At 63.5% G+C, this 15,971-nt stretch carries 17 protein-coding genes; 9 read left to right on the top strand and 8 right to left on the bottom strand.

The annotated features are described in order from the left end of the window. Positions 1-54: 54 nt before the first annotated feature. Both EPN33_03145 and EPN33_03150 read right to left on the bottom strand, forming a co-directional pair. A complete protein-coding gene (locus EPN33_03145) occupies positions 55-837 on the bottom strand; it encodes an FkbM family methyltransferase (GenBank protein ID TAN23827.1) in 783 nt (260 codons plus the stop codon). Next, positions 834-1,466: a hypothetical protein gene (locus tag EPN33_03150; protein TAN23828.1), complete on the bottom strand. Its 633-nt coding sequence runs from the start codon at positions 1,464-1,466 to the stop codon at positions 834-836. The genes EPN33_03145 and EPN33_03150 overlap by 4 nt, the downstream gene beginning before the upstream one ends. On the opposite strand from EPN33_03150, the gene EPN33_03155 reads away from it, so the two are divergent. From EPN33_03155 to folK, 3 genes are read left to right on the top strand one after another with little or no spacing between them, the layout of a single operon-like run. Next, the gene (locus EPN33_03155; protein ID TAN23829.1) at positions 1,456-2,376 is read left to right on the top strand and encodes a hypothetical protein; all 921 of its coding nucleotides are present in this window, start codon (positions 1,456-1,458) and stop codon (positions 2,374-2,376) included. The two genes, EPN33_03150 and EPN33_03155, sit on opposite strands and share 11 nt — an antisense overlap. After that, the gene (gene ruvB, locus EPN33_03160; GenBank protein ID TAN23830.1) at positions 2,360-3,403 is read left to right on the top strand and encodes a Holliday junction branch migration DNA helicase RuvB; all 1,044 of its coding nucleotides are present in this window, start codon (positions 2,360-2,362) and stop codon (positions 3,401-3,403) included. Before EPN33_03155 ends, ruvB begins: the two co-directional genes overlap by 17 nt. Next, complete coding sequence (gene folK, locus EPN33_03165; protein TAN23831.1) at positions 3,292-3,882, top strand: 2-amino-4-hydroxy-6-hydroxymethyldihydropteridine diphosphokinase; 591 nt, start codon at positions 3,292-3,294, stop codon at positions 3,880-3,882. Before ruvB ends, folK begins: the two co-directional genes overlap by 112 nt. Here the strand turns inward: folK and EPN33_03170 are convergent. Then, entirely contained in the window at positions 3,803-5,440 is a 1,638-nt protein-coding gene (locus EPN33_03170; protein TAN23832.1) for a S41 family peptidase, read from the bottom strand. The two genes, folK and EPN33_03170, sit on opposite strands and share 80 nt — an antisense overlap. Before the next feature lie 136 nt (positions 5,441-5,576). Here EPN33_03170 and EPN33_03175 point away from each other — a divergent pair, with 136 nt between their 5' ends. From EPN33_03175 to EPN33_03185, 3 genes are all read left to right on the top strand, one after another. Beyond that, positions 5,577-5,909: a hypothetical protein gene (locus tag EPN33_03175; protein TAN24087.1), complete on the top strand. Its 333-nt coding sequence runs from the start codon at positions 5,577-5,579 to the stop codon at positions 5,907-5,909. Positions 5,910-5,915: 6 nt separating this feature from the next. Continuing rightward, a complete protein-coding gene (gene tatC / locus EPN33_03180; protein ID TAN23833.1) occupies positions 5,916-6,716 on the top strand; it encodes a twin-arginine translocase subunit TatC in 801 nt (266 codons plus the stop codon). An 83-nt stretch (positions 6,717-6,799) separates the two neighbouring features. Then, entirely contained in the window at positions 6,800-7,438 is a 639-nt protein-coding gene (locus EPN33_03185; GenBank protein ID TAN23834.1) for a hypothetical protein, read from the top strand. Here EPN33_03185 and EPN33_03190 read toward each other — a convergent pair. Further along, positions 7,346-8,971: an L-aspartate oxidase gene (locus EPN33_03190; protein ID TAN23835.1), complete on the bottom strand. Its 1,626-nt coding sequence runs from the start codon at positions 8,969-8,971 to the stop codon at positions 7,346-7,348. The genes EPN33_03185 and EPN33_03190 overlap by 93 nt on opposite strands. Here EPN33_03190 and aroB point away from each other — a divergent pair. After that, entirely contained in the window at positions 8,882-10,120 is a 1,239-nt protein-coding gene (gene aroB / locus EPN33_03195; protein ID TAN23836.1) for a 3-dehydroquinate synthase, read from the top strand. The two genes, EPN33_03190 and aroB, sit on opposite strands and share 90 nt — an antisense overlap. Here aroB and EPN33_03200 read toward each other — a convergent pair. From EPN33_03200 to EPN33_03210, 3 genes are read right to left on the bottom strand one after another with little or no spacing between them, the layout of a single operon-like run. Further along, positions 10,089-10,511, bottom strand: a complete 423-nt coding sequence (locus EPN33_03200) for a PIN domain-containing protein (GenBank protein ID TAN23837.1) — start codon at positions 10,509-10,511, stop codon at positions 10,089-10,091. The genes aroB and EPN33_03200 overlap by 32 nt on opposite strands. After that, positions 10,508-10,981: a hypothetical protein gene (locus EPN33_03205; GenBank protein ID TAN23838.1), complete on the bottom strand. Its 474-nt coding sequence runs from the start codon at positions 10,979-10,981 to the stop codon at positions 10,508-10,510. Before EPN33_03205 ends, EPN33_03200 begins: the two co-directional genes overlap by 4 nt. A 40-nt stretch (positions 10,982-11,021) precedes the next feature. Beyond that, positions 11,022-12,548 carry a hypothetical protein gene (locus EPN33_03210; GenBank protein TAN23839.1) on the bottom strand — a complete coding sequence of 509 codons (1,527 nt, stop codon included), beginning with the start codon at positions 12,546-12,548 and terminating at the stop codon, positions 11,022-11,024. A 193-nt stretch (positions 12,549-12,741) separates the two neighbouring features. Between EPN33_03210 and EPN33_03215 the strand changes: the two genes are divergently transcribed. Next, a complete protein-coding gene (locus tag EPN33_03215; protein TAN23840.1) occupies positions 12,742-13,359 on the top strand; it encodes a sigma-70 family RNA polymerase sigma factor in 618 nt (205 codons plus the stop codon). Position 13,360: 1 nt separating this feature from the next. Beyond that, complete coding sequence (locus EPN33_03220; protein TAN23841.1) at positions 13,361-13,606, top strand: hypothetical protein; 246 nt, start codon at positions 13,361-13,363, stop codon at positions 13,604-13,606. A 239-nt stretch (positions 13,607-13,845) separates the two neighbouring features. On the opposite strand, the gene recG is transcribed toward EPN33_03220, so the two are convergent. Continuing rightward, positions 13,846-15,924, bottom strand: a complete 2,079-nt coding sequence (gene recG, locus EPN33_03225; protein TAN24088.1) for an ATP-dependent DNA helicase RecG — start codon at positions 15,922-15,924, stop codon at positions 13,846-13,848. Positions 15,925-15,971: the final 47 nt, after the last annotated feature.

Here is a 15,971-nt window from a genome sequence, read left to right on the forward strand (position 1 = left end):
GGCCTAGGCTGTCCGCGGCGGTCAGCACCTGCTGGCCGCCGCGCCGCCACGCCGTTACGTGGCTTGCGCGAAGATATGGCCGCTGCTGATTTGGTGTGTCATGGGCACCGGGCCTAGTTTCAATCCGCTTTCGGCATGTAAGAGGGAGTAGCCCAGAGGCCGCAGCAGGCGGCACAGTTCGTTCACGCGCTCGGTTTTGTGCTGGCTGCTGTCGCCATGCACTTCGATGAGCAGGTCGGGGCGAAACTGTTTCAGCGTCGTTCGCGCACCATGTAAAACGTCTAATTCCAGGCCTTCGACGTCAATTTTGATGAGGGTTGGCGGCGGCAAGGGAATCGTATCCACCAGCGTATCGAGGGGCTCGATGTTGGCCTCGCCAGTTTGCCTGCGGAGCGGGGTATGTGCTTCGGAAGCGAGCGATGCCGTGGTGGGCATTCCCGGCAACATGAATAACGAGCGCCGGTCTGCTTCGGCTCCAAGCGCCAAGGGCAGCGGCAGGACGTTGTTGACCCGGTTGCGCTCCAGATTGGCAACCAGGGTCGAGAAGCTTTCCGCCCGGGGCTCAAACGCGATCACGCGGCCGCTGACGCCAACGCGGCGCGAAAAGAACAAGCTATAGGCGCCGGTAAACGCGCCGACATCGTAGACGACACCGCCGGCCACATCCAGATGTTCCAGCAAGCGCTCTTCCGGGCTGGTGAAATGCAACAGCCGCGCCCACGGTGGCAGCGCCCAGCCGTCGCAATTTTGAAAGCCCTGGGCCATGTCCTTACGGAAGAGACCGGGACGATACCGTCCCAAAGGGCCAAGCCACTGGCGCAGTTCCTGCAGGTTCATGGAGACTCTCCTGATGAGGTGTAGGGCCCGACGGGGCTGATGGAAGTCAAAACAAAATCATGGAAACAGATGTCCAAGGTGGCGTGGCCAAAAAAGCGAAGATGGGCCAGGGTTTGATTGGAGGCGGGGAGCCAGAAGTCTCCAACTTTCTGGCTGTGATAGTCGAAGGTTGCGCTCTTGACCCAGAATGAAGGTGAACGAGGCAGTTTACCTTTAATGCGCTTGATTCCAAAATCGTTGGCGCTCAGCCAGATGGTGCCACGAAACAGGAAGCGGTTGCGATCGGCGTGAGGTGTGGCCTCGAGCACATAGCCGCCGCCGGGGTTATCGGCGGGCGTGGCCAGCAGATGGAACTCGTAGTTGGCGGGCACGATGGCGCTGCCCTGGCTGCTGGTGATGACAGCATCGCGGATTTCGGCTTTTACCAGCGGCTCCAGAACGTGATGCCGTAACATGGCAGAGCCGGATTCGGAAACGATGGTGAATATCTTCGGCCCGGGCTGGTGGAACTCCACCCGCACGGTCATGGCGGCACTCGCATCACCTATACCATCATACTGAACGTGGTAGCTACGCCAAGCGGAAAAGGCATGCAGGGCGCGGGTGCGGGCGGCATTCATGGCGACCATGCGCGCGACGACTTCGTGCTTCGAAAGCAGCGGCGCGGGGTTCGGCGGCTGCGTGGTAGCTTGCACAAGCACGAGCGCACCCGCGCTCACGGCCACTCCCATTGCAAACACCCGCGTTGTTAGAGCCATCGCACCACTATTTTCTTGGATGCAGGGAGGGGCCATACGGGCACTCTCGAGATGGGGAAAAGCGGGTACGCTACTATTGCGGAAGGAGAAAGTGCGAATGAGGCGATTGGCAGTTCTAGCGGCGGTGGCAACTTTGGCTTTGAACCCAGGTGGCCTGATGGCGCAAGTTCCGGATTCCGTAACGTTGCCGGCGGGCACGAAAATTAAAGCGGAATTGCGTAGCACGCTGGACTCGGCACACGCAAGAGTGGGAGAGCGAGTGCAAGCGGTGACGACCTCTGACGTCAAAGTTCATGGTCAGAAGCTTTTGCCCCGCGGCAGCACGCTTTTGGGAAGCATAACCGCCGTGACGCCGGCCGAGAGTGCCCAGTCGCCTTCGCACCTTGCGGTTGTGTTTACCGAAGCGCGCACGAAGACGGGGCAGGTAGTGTCGCTCGACGCAGCCATCACCGGCGTGCAGAGGCTGACGCCGCGTCAGCCCATGATGGACCAACCCGCGATGCCGGCGATGGAGTCACCGGAACGGCCGGGAATGAACTCAAACGGCCGGGAGAATGCGACCCTGGGAACGGAACCGATACCGCCGCAGATTACCGCTGCGAATCAGAATATGGACGCCATGGTGCACAGCCATCCGGCACCCCTTGGCATAAAAATGGAACCAGACAAGGGAAGCGTGCTTACGGGCCGGGGTAACTTCAAACTCGACGCCGGCACGCGGCTGGAACTGCGGGAACTGCAGTCCAAGGCGGGAGCGCAAGCCGGTGCCGGAAGCCGCTAACCGCCGTCTCGTGACCGGCGCAGCCGGAGACGATGACGCAACCTTCGAGTTGAACCTGCGGCCCCGCCGTCTGGACGAATACATCGGCCAAGCGAAAGCGAAGGCGCAGCTTTCGCTAGCCATAGAGGCAGCGCGGCACCGCGGGGAACCGCTGGATCACGTGCTGCTCTATGGACCGCCGGGGCTGGGCAAGACAACGCTGGCGGGCATTATCGCCGCCGAACTTGGAGTTGCCTTTCAGTCCACGGCCGGGCCGTTAATTCAGATCAAGGGCGATCTGACGGCAGTGCTGACGAACCTGCAGCAGCGCCAGGTGCTCTTCTTCGACGAAGTGCACCGACTGCAACCGCAGCTCGAGGAGATACTCTATTCGGCGCTGGAAGACTACCGGCTGGACATTATCATCGGCCAGGGGCCGTCGGCGCGCACGCATACGCTCAATCTGGAGCCGTTCACGTTCGTCGCGGCCACCACGCGCGCGGGGCTGGTGTCGGCGCCGTTGCGTTCACGTTTTGGTCTGATTCTGCGGCTGGAGTTCTATGAACCGGCCGATCTGGAAGTGATCCTGCGGCGGTCGGCACGCATCCTCAACGTGGCGATGAAGCCCGAGGGTGCGGCGGTGCTGGCACGGCGCTGCCGCGGGACCCCGCGCATCGCCAACCGGCTACTGCGGCGGGTGCGTGATTTTGCGCAAGTGCGCGCGGCGGGCGATATTACCGCCGAGGTCGCCGGCGAAGCGCTGGCGCTGCTGGAAGTGGATGAATACGGTTTTGACGAGGCGGATCGCCGGCTGATGCTGGCGCTGATGGAGAAATTCGATGGCGGACCGGTGGGCGTGAATACGCTCGCCGCGGCACTGGCCGAGGAGCCGGATGCGATCGAAGAAATGTATGAGCCCTACTTGATGCAGGTCGGATTTCTGAGCCGCACGCCGCGCGGCCGCGTGGCGACGGCGCTCGCCTACCGGCATTTCGGGATTACGGCGCCGCAGGAGCGCAGCGCCCAGTCGGGGCTGTTCCCGGGGTGAGGATCTACCTGCTGCTGGGTTCCAACCGAGGATCCAGCCCACAGATTTTTGATGGCGCAGTTGCGGCACTGGCGCAGTTCGGGGTGCAGGTCAAGCGCGTCTCTCCCTACCGGGTGACGGTTCCGGTCGGCGCCACGGGCCGCCGCCGCTATTTGAACTGTGCCGTCGAGGCAGAGACGAACCTGCTGCCGCACACGCTGCTCCACCGGCTGCAGCGGTTGGAGCGCGACTTCGGCCGCCACCTTCACGGCCGGCGGAATCCGCCGCGCACCCTGGACGTTGATCTGATTTTGTACGACCGCGTCCACATGCGAACGCGGGAACTCACGCTGCCGCATCCGCGTTTTGCGTCGCGGCGGTTCGTTCTGACCGCGCTGGCCGATCTGGGTGTGACGACAGCTATTTGCCGGCGGACTCACGGGCGAGCAGGACTTTTTGCGCGCGGGTTTCGAGCGCCTCCGCCTGCGGCAGCAGAGTGAGAGCTTTGCGCACCTCAGGATCGACTTCCATCACGGTCTTGTAGCCCTCGTTCAGGCCGTACAGGCTCGAGAGGATGCGATAGCGGATTTGCTCTTTGATCCAAGTGGCGTTGGTGGTTACATCCACCGGATTCAGGTCCACGTGCTGGCCAGCGAGGAACTCTACGAACTGTTGCAGCGTGGCGGCGTCGGGCGTCCAGCTCTCCGGCACAGAGTCGTGTTGGCTCAGGAACAGATCGGCAAATTCGTAAAACGCCGTGCGGCCGAACAGCACTTGCTGGAAATCGTTCAGCTTCTCGGGCGGGAGTTGCACGTCGGGCGTAATGCCGCCACCGCCGTAGACGGTGCGTCCGATGTCGGTCAGTTTCACCTGGCGCTGATCAAGCGGTGTCTTGTGGTTGTGGACGTAAAAGTAATCGTAGAGCGATACGCCTTCGTAGGGGCGCTGAATGAGCCGGCCGCTGGGGGTGTAGTAGTGAGCGGTGGTGAGCGCCAGACCCGTACCATCGCCGAGCGGCATTACGGTTTGGACCAAGCCTTTACCGAAAGTCGTTTGGCCGACGATCAGGCCGCGGTCGTGATCCTGGATGGAACCGGAGACGATCTCGGCGGCGCTGGCCGTCATGCTGTTGACCAGCACCACGAGCGGGAAGTTGCGGCCGCCGTTGCCGTGAGTGGCGGTCAGGACGTGCTCGGGAGAATTGCGTCCATGATCACTTACGATCACCTGCCCCTTGGCCAGGAACAGACCCGCGACACCCTGGGCCTGATTCAGGAGCCCACCGGGATTGCCGCGCAAGTCGAGAATGACACCGCGCACCGGACCTTCGGCTTCGGCGTGATGCAGGATGGCCGCCATCTCGCTGGTGCTGGTGGCGGTAAAGCCGGTTAGGTGGATGTACTCGACGCCGGGTTCAATCTGAAAGTCGGAATCCACACTGTTGTGCTGCACGTCGGCCCGAACCAGCGTAAAGGTGAGCAAATGCGGGTGCCCGACGCGTTTTACCGCAATGGTTACCTGGGTGCCCTTGGGTCCTTTCAGCAGATTCGCTACCTGATCGGTGCTCATGCCCACCGTCGAGGTGCCGCTGACGGCCATGATGAGATCGTAGGGGCGCAGCCCGGCCTTGAACGCGGGCGTGCCTTCAAACGGTTGCACCACGCGCGCCTGATTGTTGCGGGCATCGACCGCACCGATCAGCATGCCCACCCCGGAATACCGGCCGTTCTGGTTTTCCATCACCTGCTCGAAGGCTTTCGGATCCCAGAAGCTAGAGTGTGGGTCAAGCTGACGGAGCATGCCGGGGATGGCGCCATCGTAAATCGCCGGGCCCGGGTTCACCGGGGCGGCGTAGTTGGCCGCGACCAGGTGGTAGACGTAGGCGAACTTGGTTAGGCCGGCCTGAATGGCAGCGTCGTTATTGCCGTTGCTGACGGTAGCGGTCTGGCCGGGAGCGGCCGCCTGGGTAGCGGCAATCTGTGGGCCGTAAAGGCGTCCTGCTACAGCGCACACTGCCAGGACGAGAACGATCAAAAGCGGGGTTCTGAGTTTTGCCATTGCCAAGAACCGGGGGTGGGAAGACTGCTCGCAGTATAACAGATACGGTGCGCACAATCGGGAGGTGCGGCGCCACTACCACGCTGCGAACCAGCCGCTCCCGCCAGCTTGGTATCATAGGTGCGGGGCTGGGGCCCTGCCCATGAGCTTTGGCGAGCTGCTGTTTCTTCTCATTCTGGCGCTGCTGGTTTTTGGTCCGCGCAAGCTACCGGAGATCGCGCGTACCATTGCCAAAGTCATGACCGATCTGCGCCGCGCCAGTAACGAATTCCGCTACACGCTGGAGGAAGAAATCCGCAACATCGAGGTGAGCGAGCATCCGGCGCCACGTCTGCAAGCGGTTCCCGCACGTGTGGACGGCGCGGTGTCGCGGCAGGAGGAATCCGCACCGGTGGCCGCCGAAGCCGCCGCTGCGGTCGAGGCTGGAGACGAGCTTGCCGCACGAGCAGGCTCCGGGCAACACCCCTGATCGCGGATGGCCTTACTCGATCATCTCCGCTCCGCTCCCAGCGCGCCCGCCGGCGGCGCCACCATGTCGTTCCTGCAGCACCTGGAGGAGCTGCGGCGGCGTATATTTCTGGCCGCAGTTGGCGTGCTGCTGGCGTTCTTCGTCTGCTTCACCTTCGCCGATCCTATTTATGGCTTTATCGAGGCGCCGATGGCGGCCACCTTGAAGGCGCATCACCTTACGCAGCGGCTGGTGTATTTCAACCCCGTCGATCCGTTCAATTTGTATGTCGAGCTAGGGCTGATTTGCGCGCTGTTTCTGGCCTCACCCTGGATTCTGTATCAGGTTTGGGCCTTCATCCGGCCTGGATTGCTGCCGCGCGAACGCCGCTATGTCATTCCCTTTGTGTTTTGCACCTCGGCACTGTTCGTGGCGGGCGGAGCGTTCGCTTACTTGTATGCTTTCCCGCTGGTGCTGAATTTCCTGGTGGGCTATGCGCATCGTTTCACGCCGGAAATCAATATCAACGAGTACTTCAACCTGTTTTCTACTGTGGTGCTGGGTGTCGGCATTGTATTTGAACTGCCGACGCTGATCTTCTTTCTGTCGTTGTTTGGGCTGACGAACGCGCGCTGGCTATGGAAAAACTTCCGCTATGCCATCCTGGGCGCCTTTGTTCTGGCTGCGGCGATTACACCCACCGCTGATATCACAACGATGACCGTTTTTGCAGCGCCCCTGATTGGCTTGTATGCCCTCGGGATCGGGATTGCGTGGCTGGTGGGCAAGCGTCGCAACACGCGCCGGCAGGCTGCCTCTGCGGAGTAACACCCTCCGGCCGTGTCAGGCTACTTTTGCCCCTGTCTTTAGGATAGGATCAGAGTGGACGTGGCGAGTTTTGCCCTGCCGCTATGAAATTCCTGCTCGAGCTGGTGCACACCCTTGGCGGCCTGGCGCGGACGTGGGGTCTTGTAGGCGTATTTGGCCTGACCTTATTCGACGGCTCGCTGCTATGGCTGCTGCCCGGGATCAATGACATCGTGCTGATCAGCTTCGTGATCGCCAAGCGCACGCTGGGCTGGGCGGTGATCGCGGTGGTGGTGGCGACCTGCGGTTCGGTGCTGGGGGCGATGGCGAGCTACCGTATTGGCCATCGCGGCGGCGCGAATCTGCTACGGAAACGTTTTCCCCCGAAGCTGCTGGTGCGGGTCGAGGAATGGACGAACCGCCTGGGTGCGATTCCGGTGGGGGTGGCGGCGGTGATGCCGCCGCCGTTTCCTTATGCGCCGTTTGTGGTGTCCGCGGGCGTGATGAACGTACCGAAAACCCGCTTCCGGGTCTTTGTTGGCATAGGCCGCGGCATACGGTACTCGCTGGAAGCGGTGCTGGCGCTGTATCTCGGTCGTCACCTGCTCCATCGTCTGGACAGCTTCTACTTGGCGGCGCTAGAGCCGGCCTTAGTCCTGATTGCCGTAGTGCTGGTGGTCTGGGGAGTCTACCGCCTGCAGTTCTCGCGGCGCGACTCCACGCCCGGACGCTGGTTGCAGTAAGGGGCCAAACGAAACCGGTGCGCCGCCCTGTTGGCGCGAGTGGCGGCCTGCCAGCGCCGGAGCGTGCTCGGGGAAATCGGTGCGAAAGTGAGCGCCCCGACTTTCGTGGCGGGCGAGAGCCGCGCGCACAATGGCAGCCGCGGTGACCGGTGCATGCTGACGGCTGCTCGAGGCCAGGGATTCGAGCTGGAGTAACCCGGTTGCCAGGTCCGCGCGGTTGCGGATTACGCCGGCGCAGGCGCTGAGGACGGCTCGCACCGGCGCCAGGTCGGCTGCGGCCGGCGGGGGGAGCGGGAGGGGCGCGGGTCCGGTATTGACAGTGGGTTGGAGCGCGGCCATGGCGGCGCCGGCGCGGGCGCCGAAGACCAGGCCTTCGAGCAGGGAATTGCTGGCCAGGCGGTTGGCGCCATGAACGCCGGTGCAGGCACACTCTCCAGCCGCGAACAGGCCGGGAAGCGAGCTGCGACCGTCCCAATCGGTGGCAATGCCGCCCATGGCATAATGCGCCGCCGGGCGCACCGGGATCCAATCGCGTGCGAGGCTCAGGCCAAACTGCGCCAGCGTGGCGGCAATGCGGGGAAAGCGGCGGGCGAGCTGTGGGGGGGGCAGAGCTGTGGCGTCCAGGTAGCAAGCGGCCGGTTTGTCCCCGGCGCGGGCGCTCACGGCACGCAACTCAGCTTCGAGGGCGCGCGCCACCACGTCACGCGGGGCCAGCTCGGCGGCCGGTTGGTAGCGCAGCATGAAGCGCTCACCGGCCGGATTGCGCAACACCGCGCCTTCGCCCCGCAGCGCTTCGCTGAGAAGAAAACGGGGAGCGCCGGGGAGGGCCAACGCGGTGGGATGGAATTGCACGAATTCCATATCCGCCAGCACGGCGCCCGCCGTGAAGGCGAGCGCAAGCCCGTCCCCGGTGGCGACGGCGGGATTGGTGGTGTCCTGATAAAGCTGTCCGAGACCTCCGGTGGCCAGCAGTACGGCGCGGGCGTAAATCTGGCAGACGCCCACGCCTCCGGCGGCAGTGAATTCAACCCCGACCACGCGTCCCTGCGAACCGAGCAAGCGACTGGCACGCGCATGCGGAATTATGCGGAGACGCGGTAAGCGGCCGGCGCGCTCTTCCAGCGTCCGGGCGATTTCGCGACCGGTGGAGTCGCCGTGGGCGTGCAGGACGCGCGAACGGGAATGCGCCGCCTCGCGCGTGCGCTCCAGGTGGCCATCGGCGCGGTCAAAGCTCGCGCCCCAGGCAAGCAGCTCGGCGATGGCGGCAGGGCCTTCCTCGACCAGGATTTTAACCGCACCGGGATCACAAAGCCCGTCGCCGGCGGTGAGGGTGTCCTGCTCGTGGAGATCGACGGTGTCATCCTCACCGGTGGCGACGGCGATGCCGCCCTGGGCGTAGGCGGTGGCGGAGTCGTTGATCACGCCCTTGGTCAGCACCACGGTGTGCGCCGCCGGCCCCAGCGCCAGCGCAGCGCGCAGGCCCGCGATTCCCGAGCCGACGATCACGAAGTCGCTCACCTGTATCTCCTGCATGGCGTCCTTCTTTTAAACTACACTGGAACCTGCTTGCCTCTGGAGATCCCTGTCCAGGTTGTTCCGCCCTACGTGGCGACGGTTGCACGCGGTGGCCTGAGCCATGCCGGCGCGCTGGTGCGTGCGCACGTGCCGGCTTCCGGCCGGGTGATCGTGCTCACCAGCCCGCGCGTTCGCGGCCTGTGGGGGAAGACGCTCGATGCCAGCTTGCGAAAGGACGGGCTCGACGCGAGCGTACTGGAGCTACCCGATGGCGAGGAGCACAAGAACCTGGCCGAGCTGGCGAAGCTGGCGGAGGCGATGGTGGCTGCCAGCGCTGACCGCGAGGCGCTGCTGCTGGCCTTTGGCGGCGGCGTGATCGGAGATGTGGGAGGGTTTCTGGCGTCCGTGTACATGCGCGGCGTGCGTTTGCTGCAGGTGCCGACGACGCTGCTGGCCATGGTGGACAGCTCCCTTGGCGGCAAAACGGGCGTCAATCTGGCGGCGGGCAAGAACCTGGTGGGAACGTTCTATCACCCGCGCGCCATTCTGGCGGATCCGGATGTGCTGGCGACGCTGCCGGAGCGGGAGTTCCGCAGCGGTCTCGCCGAAGCGATCAAGTACGGCATTATCGGGGCGACGGATCTGTTCACCTTCATCGAGCAGGAAGCGGCAGCGCTGCGTGCTTGCCGGCCAGAACCACTGGAGCAGCTCATTGCGGCGTGTCTGCAAGAGAAAGCGCGCGTGGTGGCGGCCGATGAACGGGAGAGCGACCTGCGGCGGGTACTGAACTTTGGCCACACACTTGGGCATGCGCTGGAAAGCGCTACCGGTTATACGCGTTACCTGCACGGCGAAGCCGTGGCTTGGGGCATGATAGCGACCACGCGCATCGCGATTCGTATTGGGCGGCTGAGCGAGGCCCAGGGCACACGTATCGTCGGCGCTATTCTGAACGTCTGTGCACCTCTGCCGGCATTGGTAGACGATGCTGGATTGCTGTTGCGGCATGCCGCGAGTGATAAGAAGACGCGGGCGGGGCGGCTGCACTTTGTTTTGCCCGTGGCGATCGGTAGAGTCGAAATCGCGTGCGGGATTGATGAGGCGGTAATCGCAGCCGCGCTCCAGGACGCCGCCGCTATAGCGGCACGCGCGCCAGTGGTGCGATGAATGTGATACCTGTGACCTGGAGCTTCAGGAGACGGGCGTCAGCGGTCACGAACAGATCCACACCGGCGGCGGCCGCACAGGCAAGCTGGATCGCATCCGGTGCTCGCACCGCGTGGCGGCTGCGAATGCCGGCAAAGATCCGCGCATGGCCGGGTCCAAACACCAGTACTGTTGCTACCGAGGATACGGCCCGCTCGTAGCGGGCGCACAAATCCGCCGCCCCCATCCGCGTGGGGCGCACGAGCAACTCCGCGACGCTGAGCGCGGAAGTGAGCAATTGATCGCCGCGCCGCGTCATTGCGCGCCTCAGGCTATCGGCTTGCCTGCCCTGTTCGCCAATGTCCTCGAAGAGGTATATGAAAACATTCGTGTCCCAGAAAATCCGGCTCATTCCCACTCGCTGCGCAGCCGCTCGACGTACTCATCGGCATGCTCATCTTTCCAGATCTCCCGCCCGCTGCCCTGCAGCGCGAGTAGCGGATCTATTGCTTGCTCTTTGCGGTGCGCCCAGTCGGCGTACCAGGGCAGCAAGCTTTGCCATTCTGCGGCCAGATGTTCTGAACTCGGCACAATTTTCCCTCCCTCGCGGCGTGGATCATATGGATCGCCGTCACGAAACAGCCTCCGCCGTCCGGGCGCGGATTCAAACAGCATGCGGTAGCGGCCGGGATTGGGTTTGCGATTGGCGACGTCGTGTTGCTGAATATGCTGCCGCACGCCCGGCCGTCTGAAGCCCAGTTCCTCGGCACGCCGGCAAATCTCCTGGACAGAAAAATCTTCCTGATCCGGCCGGTCGCGCTGCAGACTCGCGGTCGCGACCCATGCCTCATCCGCTACCTTGGTTTCAGTCCCTAGGTTCATTTAAGTCAACCTGTTAAACCAAGTATAGCAGGAGCGACTTTTATGTTGATGGCCGCCGGAAAATAATTTGCAGCCTTTGGCGCCATTCTTCGTTCAGACCGATCAGTTCGCAAGGTACGTCCGGCGAAAACCAGCGGGTGAGCAGGTGCGTTTTGGGGTGCCAGCGCAGGGCGGGCGCAATCATCCAGAGCAGGGGCGGTTGTGCACTGAGCGAATGTCCGGCGAAATAGCCCAAGCGCTCAAAATCGCCTTGGAGCTGATGCTGGCGCACCTGGAGCCAGTAAAGCAGCGCCTGGAGAGGAAACTCCAGATTTTCACTCGTCTTGAGTTCGAGGACGATTAGGCGGCCGTCTTGGTCGAGAGCCAGCAGGTCCAGTACACCGGCGCCAGCGGGGGTGGCGATAGGGACTTCAGCATACACGCGGCGCGAACGAAGGCGAGCGTCCAGAGCAGATGGATCGTGGCGCAGCAGGTGGGCGAGCCATCGTTCCGGTTGAAGAGCGTAGAGGGGCAGGTTGCGATGGCCGCCGGGAACGCGCGCCATGGCCACCGCGGCCAGCCAGTGGGAGAACAAATCATCGGTGGCAGGCAGCAGTGGGGTTTGCTCGCCGGCGGTGCCGAAGACAAAAGGGGCTAAGGCGGGATCGTTGCTTTCCCGAACGACCTCAAGTCCATAAACGGCAATGTAGCCGTAGCCATCAGGCGAGGTCTCCCAGGTTGCCTGCGGACAGTGGGAACGAACCCGAGCCAGCAAATCGGTTGCTTCAGCGCCGGGATCGTTCGCGGCGGGCACTCGGCGCAGGACCGACGTACTGTTGCCGGCGTCGGACAGTGCCACCGGGTCGAGCCGGGCGGCCGAGCGATCCCAGCGATAGCACTGCAGCGGCGGGGCGACGCGCAGCCCCGGGCGCAGCAGGCGCAGCCAGGTTTCGCCGCCCGGAGGCAAAATGAGCCGCACGGCTGCTAGAACAGAACGCGGTTCGCGCTGACGGCATTGTTCGGCCCAGACCAGCGCCTGAGCTAAGGCGGTCAGCACACCCGCAGCCGCTGGCGATCCGCTGCTTTCTCCATCGAGGGCGACGCAGACCAACAGCTGCTTTTGCCGGCGGTATAGGAAGCGCTGAATGGGGCTGCGTTCCGGCGTGGCGCCATGCTCTGGAGCGAGACTCCAGCCGCGCCATTCCTGCTGGGCGCTGGCGGCGATGGCCTGGCGAAAAGCGAGCCGATCGGGACCGGCGCAAGCGGCCGCATGCGCGGTCGAAAGCGTCAGGCGCGAGGGGCGGGTCCGGCCGAGACGCAAGACGTCCAGTTCCAGGCGCTGGTTGCCCTGATGATGTACGCCCAAGATGCGGCGCACCAGGTTGGCGTCGGGACTCCAGAAATGCCCAACCAGCTTTTGGGCATCGGGGTGAAGAGCGTAGCCGGTGTGCTTCCCCCCGAGTCGAGTCAGAGGCCGCCCGGCTTCGCTGAGCTGGACTTCCGGGTGGTCGAGAAAGAAGGTGCGGAGTACCTCTGCGGTACGGGCAGGGTTGGCGGGCGGGGGAGAGGTTGAAGGGTTGGGCCCCACGTTGTCAGGCTAGCGCGCCGTGGGAATGATGGCTTCCCCCCGGATGGGTGTAGTGGCTCGCCACTTTTTGCCCTGGTCGCTCCCGTTGGTCGCTTGGAGTGCAGGCTTCGATTCCCGGCAGGGTCCGCCCGCTGGAGCACAGAGCTCCTCCGAGCTGCCGCCAGGGGATGTTGATAAAATTGGGGGAACAGCGATGGCGACTCATTTACAGCCTGCGGTTCCTTCGCCCGTGCCCGCGGATGAGACGGAGCTGGTGGAGCGCGCGCAGGGTGGCGACCTGGCCGCTTTTGAAATTCTCCTGGGCCGCTACGAGCACCGCATTTACCGGCTGGCGCAGCGGATGATGGGCAATGATGCCGACGCCGAAGACGTGTTGCAGGAGACCTTTCTTAAGGTTTTTTCGCGATTGCGGCAGTTTCAGCGGGAATCGCGGCTGTATACCTGGATCGTGCGGATCGCCGTCAATGAAGCGCTGATGAAGCTGAGGAAGCGGCGCGGGAACGTGGTTTCGCTCGATGAAGATATCCCTTCGGAGGAGGGAACCATTAGCCGCGAGTTTGCCGATTGGCGGCCCGATCCGGAACAGCAGTATCAAAGCAGCGAGTTGGGAGCGATCCTGCAGAAATGCCTGGATGCGCTGACGCTACCCTACCGGCTGGTGTTTCAGTTGCGCGATGTCGAAGAGTTATCAACGGCCGAGACCGCAGAGGCTTTGGGGATTAGTGAAGCGGCAGTAAAATCAAGACTGCTGCGCGCCCGCTTGCAACTGCGGGAGAGGCTAGGCCGCCATTTCGGTGTGGAAGGAGCTTGACGTGGACTGCAGTACTTTTGTCGAGCACTTATGTGGGTATCTGGATGGGGAAACCAGCATTGAGCTGGTGCAGCATCTACACACCTGCCGCACGTGCCGCCAGCTTGCGGAAAGTTGCCAGGCGACCATTCGCTTCTATCGGGCCGAGCCCGCGCCCGAGTTGCCGGCCGCGATTCATCGGCGGGTTATGGATCATTTGGGCCGCCAGATGCCACCTTTCCGCCGTGGCACGCATCCGAACAAATAGAGGGGTGTGCGATGGCTTTTGTCGTTTTGGGATGTCCGCATAATCACCTGAGCTTTCCCATCGTGACCCATGAAGCGAACCCGCCGCGGCCGCCAGCGGGCCAACCCGAACCCCGCGCCCACGTTACCTGTCTCGATTGTGGTCGGGAGTTCTGGTACGACTGGAGCCGCATGCGCCGCCTCTCGGCGCGCGTGCCTATGGTTGCACAGCCGAACCGGGCGGCCTGAGCGGCCGAGAACTCATCCGGCTTCGGCAAGGCCGTAGCGGCGCTGCCAGCGCTGCTGGATGGCAGTGATGAGCGCGCGAAGTTGCTCACTGTTGGCCTGATCCAGGTAGCTCCGTGCCGCTGCGCGCGCGGTTTCCATCAGATCCTGGTCACGCACGGGCTCGGCGATCTGAAATGCCGGAATGCCGCTCTGCCGGGTGCCGAAGAATTCGCCCGGCCCGCGCAGTTTCAGATCTAATTCGGCCAAGGCGAAACCGTCGGTGGTGCGCGCGAGCGCCTGCAAGCGCTGGCGGGCGGTGGCGGTCTCGCCGTCGCCGTGCAGCAGGAAGCAATAGGCGGACTCGCGGTTAGCTCCGTGGGGCATGGGGCGACCGACGCGACCGCGCAACTGATGAAGTTGCGCAAGGCCGAAGCGTTCGGCGTGCTCGATGACCATGAGGGTGGCATTGGGGACATCGACGCCGACTTCAATGACGGTGGTAGAGACGAGGGCCTGGAGCTTGCCGTCGCGAAAGGCATGCATGACGGCGTTTTTTTCTTCGGCCGGGAGGCGGCCGTGAAGCAGACCGATGTGTAGGTCGGGATAGAGCTTCCTCAGGCGGTCAAACATTGCCAGCGCGGGTTTGACTGCCAGAGTTTCTGACTCCTCGATGATGGGGTAGACGAAATAGGCCTGACGTCCCGCCTGAATGCGCTTCCGCACAAATTCGTAGACTTCGGTGCAGCGGCGCTCGGCGACAACGCGCGTGGTTATAGGCCGCGCACCCGGCGGCGCTTCACGCAGGAAGCTGGCATCGAGATCGCCGTAAAGAGTCAAGGCCAGCGAGCGGGGAATCGGGGTGGCGGTCATGACCAGCACGTGAGCCGCCCATTCGCTGCCCGCGTCTTTATGCATCAAGTGAAAGCGCTGCAGGACGCCGAAGCGGTGCTGTTCGTCCACAATGACGAGGCCCAGGCGCGCGAAACGGAACCCGCCCTCGATCAGCGCATGTGTGCCGATCACCAGATGCGGTTGCATAGTGTTGGACTCGGCGCGGCGGCCGGCGGTAACGAGTTGTACCTGGTAATGCGGCAGGCGCTCGCGCGCGTAAAGGTAATGCTGCTCGGCGAGGATTTGCGTCGGCGCCATCAGCGCTACCTGGTAGCCGTTTTCGATGGCAATGACGGCGGCCTCCAGCGCGACGATGGTTTTGCCACTGCCGACGTCACCCTGCAGCAAGCGGCGCATGGGGCGGCCGCTGCACAGGTCCGCAGCGATTTCGGCCAGCACCTGTTTTTGGCCGGCCGTCGGATGAAAGGGCAGCAGTTGCTTGATTTGTTCGCGGATGCGGCTGTTGAGCTGCATAGGCGCACCGTTTTGGCGTTGCCATTTGCGCCGCTTCAACTCCAGGCCGGCTTGCAGGAAAAATAGTTCCTCCAGAATCAGGCGCTGATGGCCGGGCGTGCGAGCCGACTCCAATTGTGCCAGGGGGACAGATTCGGAAGGAAAGTGGACCTGTTCCAGGGCAGTACGCCGATCGGGGAAATGCAGGTGCTGGCGAACTTCGGGCGGCAGGGGATCAGGCAAGGTTGCGGGCAGAGCGGCCAGCGCTGCATGCACCAGGCGCCGCAGGCGCGCGGAACCCAGGCCGGCAATGGCTTCATAAACCGGCACGATCCGGCCCAGCTTGAGTGAGGCGATGTGATCCTGGGCGGCCGGACTTGAAGCGAGGACCTCGAACTCTGGCTGGTGCAGCATGAGGCGGCCCTGCTCGCGCGTGAGCTTGCCGTAGAGCGCCAGGGTTTGGCCGGACTGAAAGCGATCACGCAGATAATCGGCGTGAAACCAGAGGCAGCGCAGCATGCCGGTGCCGTCGCCCACCAGCATCTCCAGGCGTGTCATGCCGCCACGGGTACGACTGAAGGCGAAGCTATGGATTTGGGCTACTACGACGGCGGGCTCACCCTCGCGCAACTCTCGCACGGTTTGCCGGCGAGAGCGGTCTTCATAACGGAAGGGGAGTGTGGTGACGAGGTCATCCACGGTAAAGATTCCACGACTGGCGAGAATTTTGGCGACTTTCGGCCCTACCCCTTTGACGTACTGCACCATTTGGTGGCGCGGGGCCCCGCCCGGCTCCGAGCGCTCAGTCGTAGGAC

This window comes from Acidobacteriota bacterium, assembly GCA_004299485.1.
Taxonomy (GTDB): domain Bacteria; phylum Acidobacteriota; class Terriglobia; order Terriglobales; family SCQP01; genus SCQP01.

What these genes read in the sequence shown, in the direction of transcription:
- EPN33_03205 (TAN23838.1), bottom strand. Translation starts at nt 10,981, where the DNA reads ATGAACCTAGGGACTGAAACCAAGGTAGCGGATGAGGCATGGGTCGCG.
- EPN33_03215 (TAN23840.1), top strand. Translation starts at nt 12,742, where the DNA reads ATGGCGACTCATTTACAGCCTGCGGTTCCTTCGCCCGTGCCCGCGGAT.
- EPN33_03155 (TAN23829.1), top strand. Translation starts at nt 1,456, where the DNA reads ATGGCGACCATGCGCGCGACGACTTCGTGCTTCGAAAGCAGCGGCGCG.
- recG (TAN24088.1), bottom strand. Translation starts at nt 15,924, where the DNA reads ATGGTGCAGTACGTCAAAGGGGTAGGGCCGAAAGTCGCCAAAATTCTC.
- EPN33_03145 (TAN23827.1), bottom strand. Translation starts at nt 837, where the DNA reads ATGAACCTGCAGGAACTGCGCCAGTGGCTTGGCCCTTTGGGACGGTAT.
- EPN33_03185 (TAN23834.1), top strand. Translation starts at nt 6,800, where the DNA reads ATGAAATTCCTGCTCGAGCTGGTGCACACCCTTGGCGGCCTGGCGCGG.
- EPN33_03170 (TAN23832.1), bottom strand. Translation starts at nt 5,440, where the DNA reads ATGGCAAAACTCAGAACCCCGCTTTTGATCGTTCTCGTCCTGGCAGTG.
- tatC (TAN23833.1), top strand. Translation starts at nt 5,916, where the DNA reads ATGGCCTTACTCGATCATCTCCGCTCCGCTCCCAGCGCGCCCGCCGGC.
- EPN33_03190 (TAN23835.1), bottom strand. Translation starts at nt 8,971, where the DNA reads ATGCAGGAGATACAGGTGAGCGACTTCGTGATCGTCGGCTCGGGAATC.
- EPN33_03150 (TAN23828.1), bottom strand. Translation starts at nt 1,466, where the DNA reads ATGGTCGCCATGAATGCCGCCCGCACCCGCGCCCTGCATGCCTTTTCC.
- EPN33_03200 (TAN23837.1), bottom strand. Translation starts at nt 10,511, where the DNA reads ATGAGCCGGATTTTCTGGGACACGAATGTTTTCATATACCTCTTCGAG.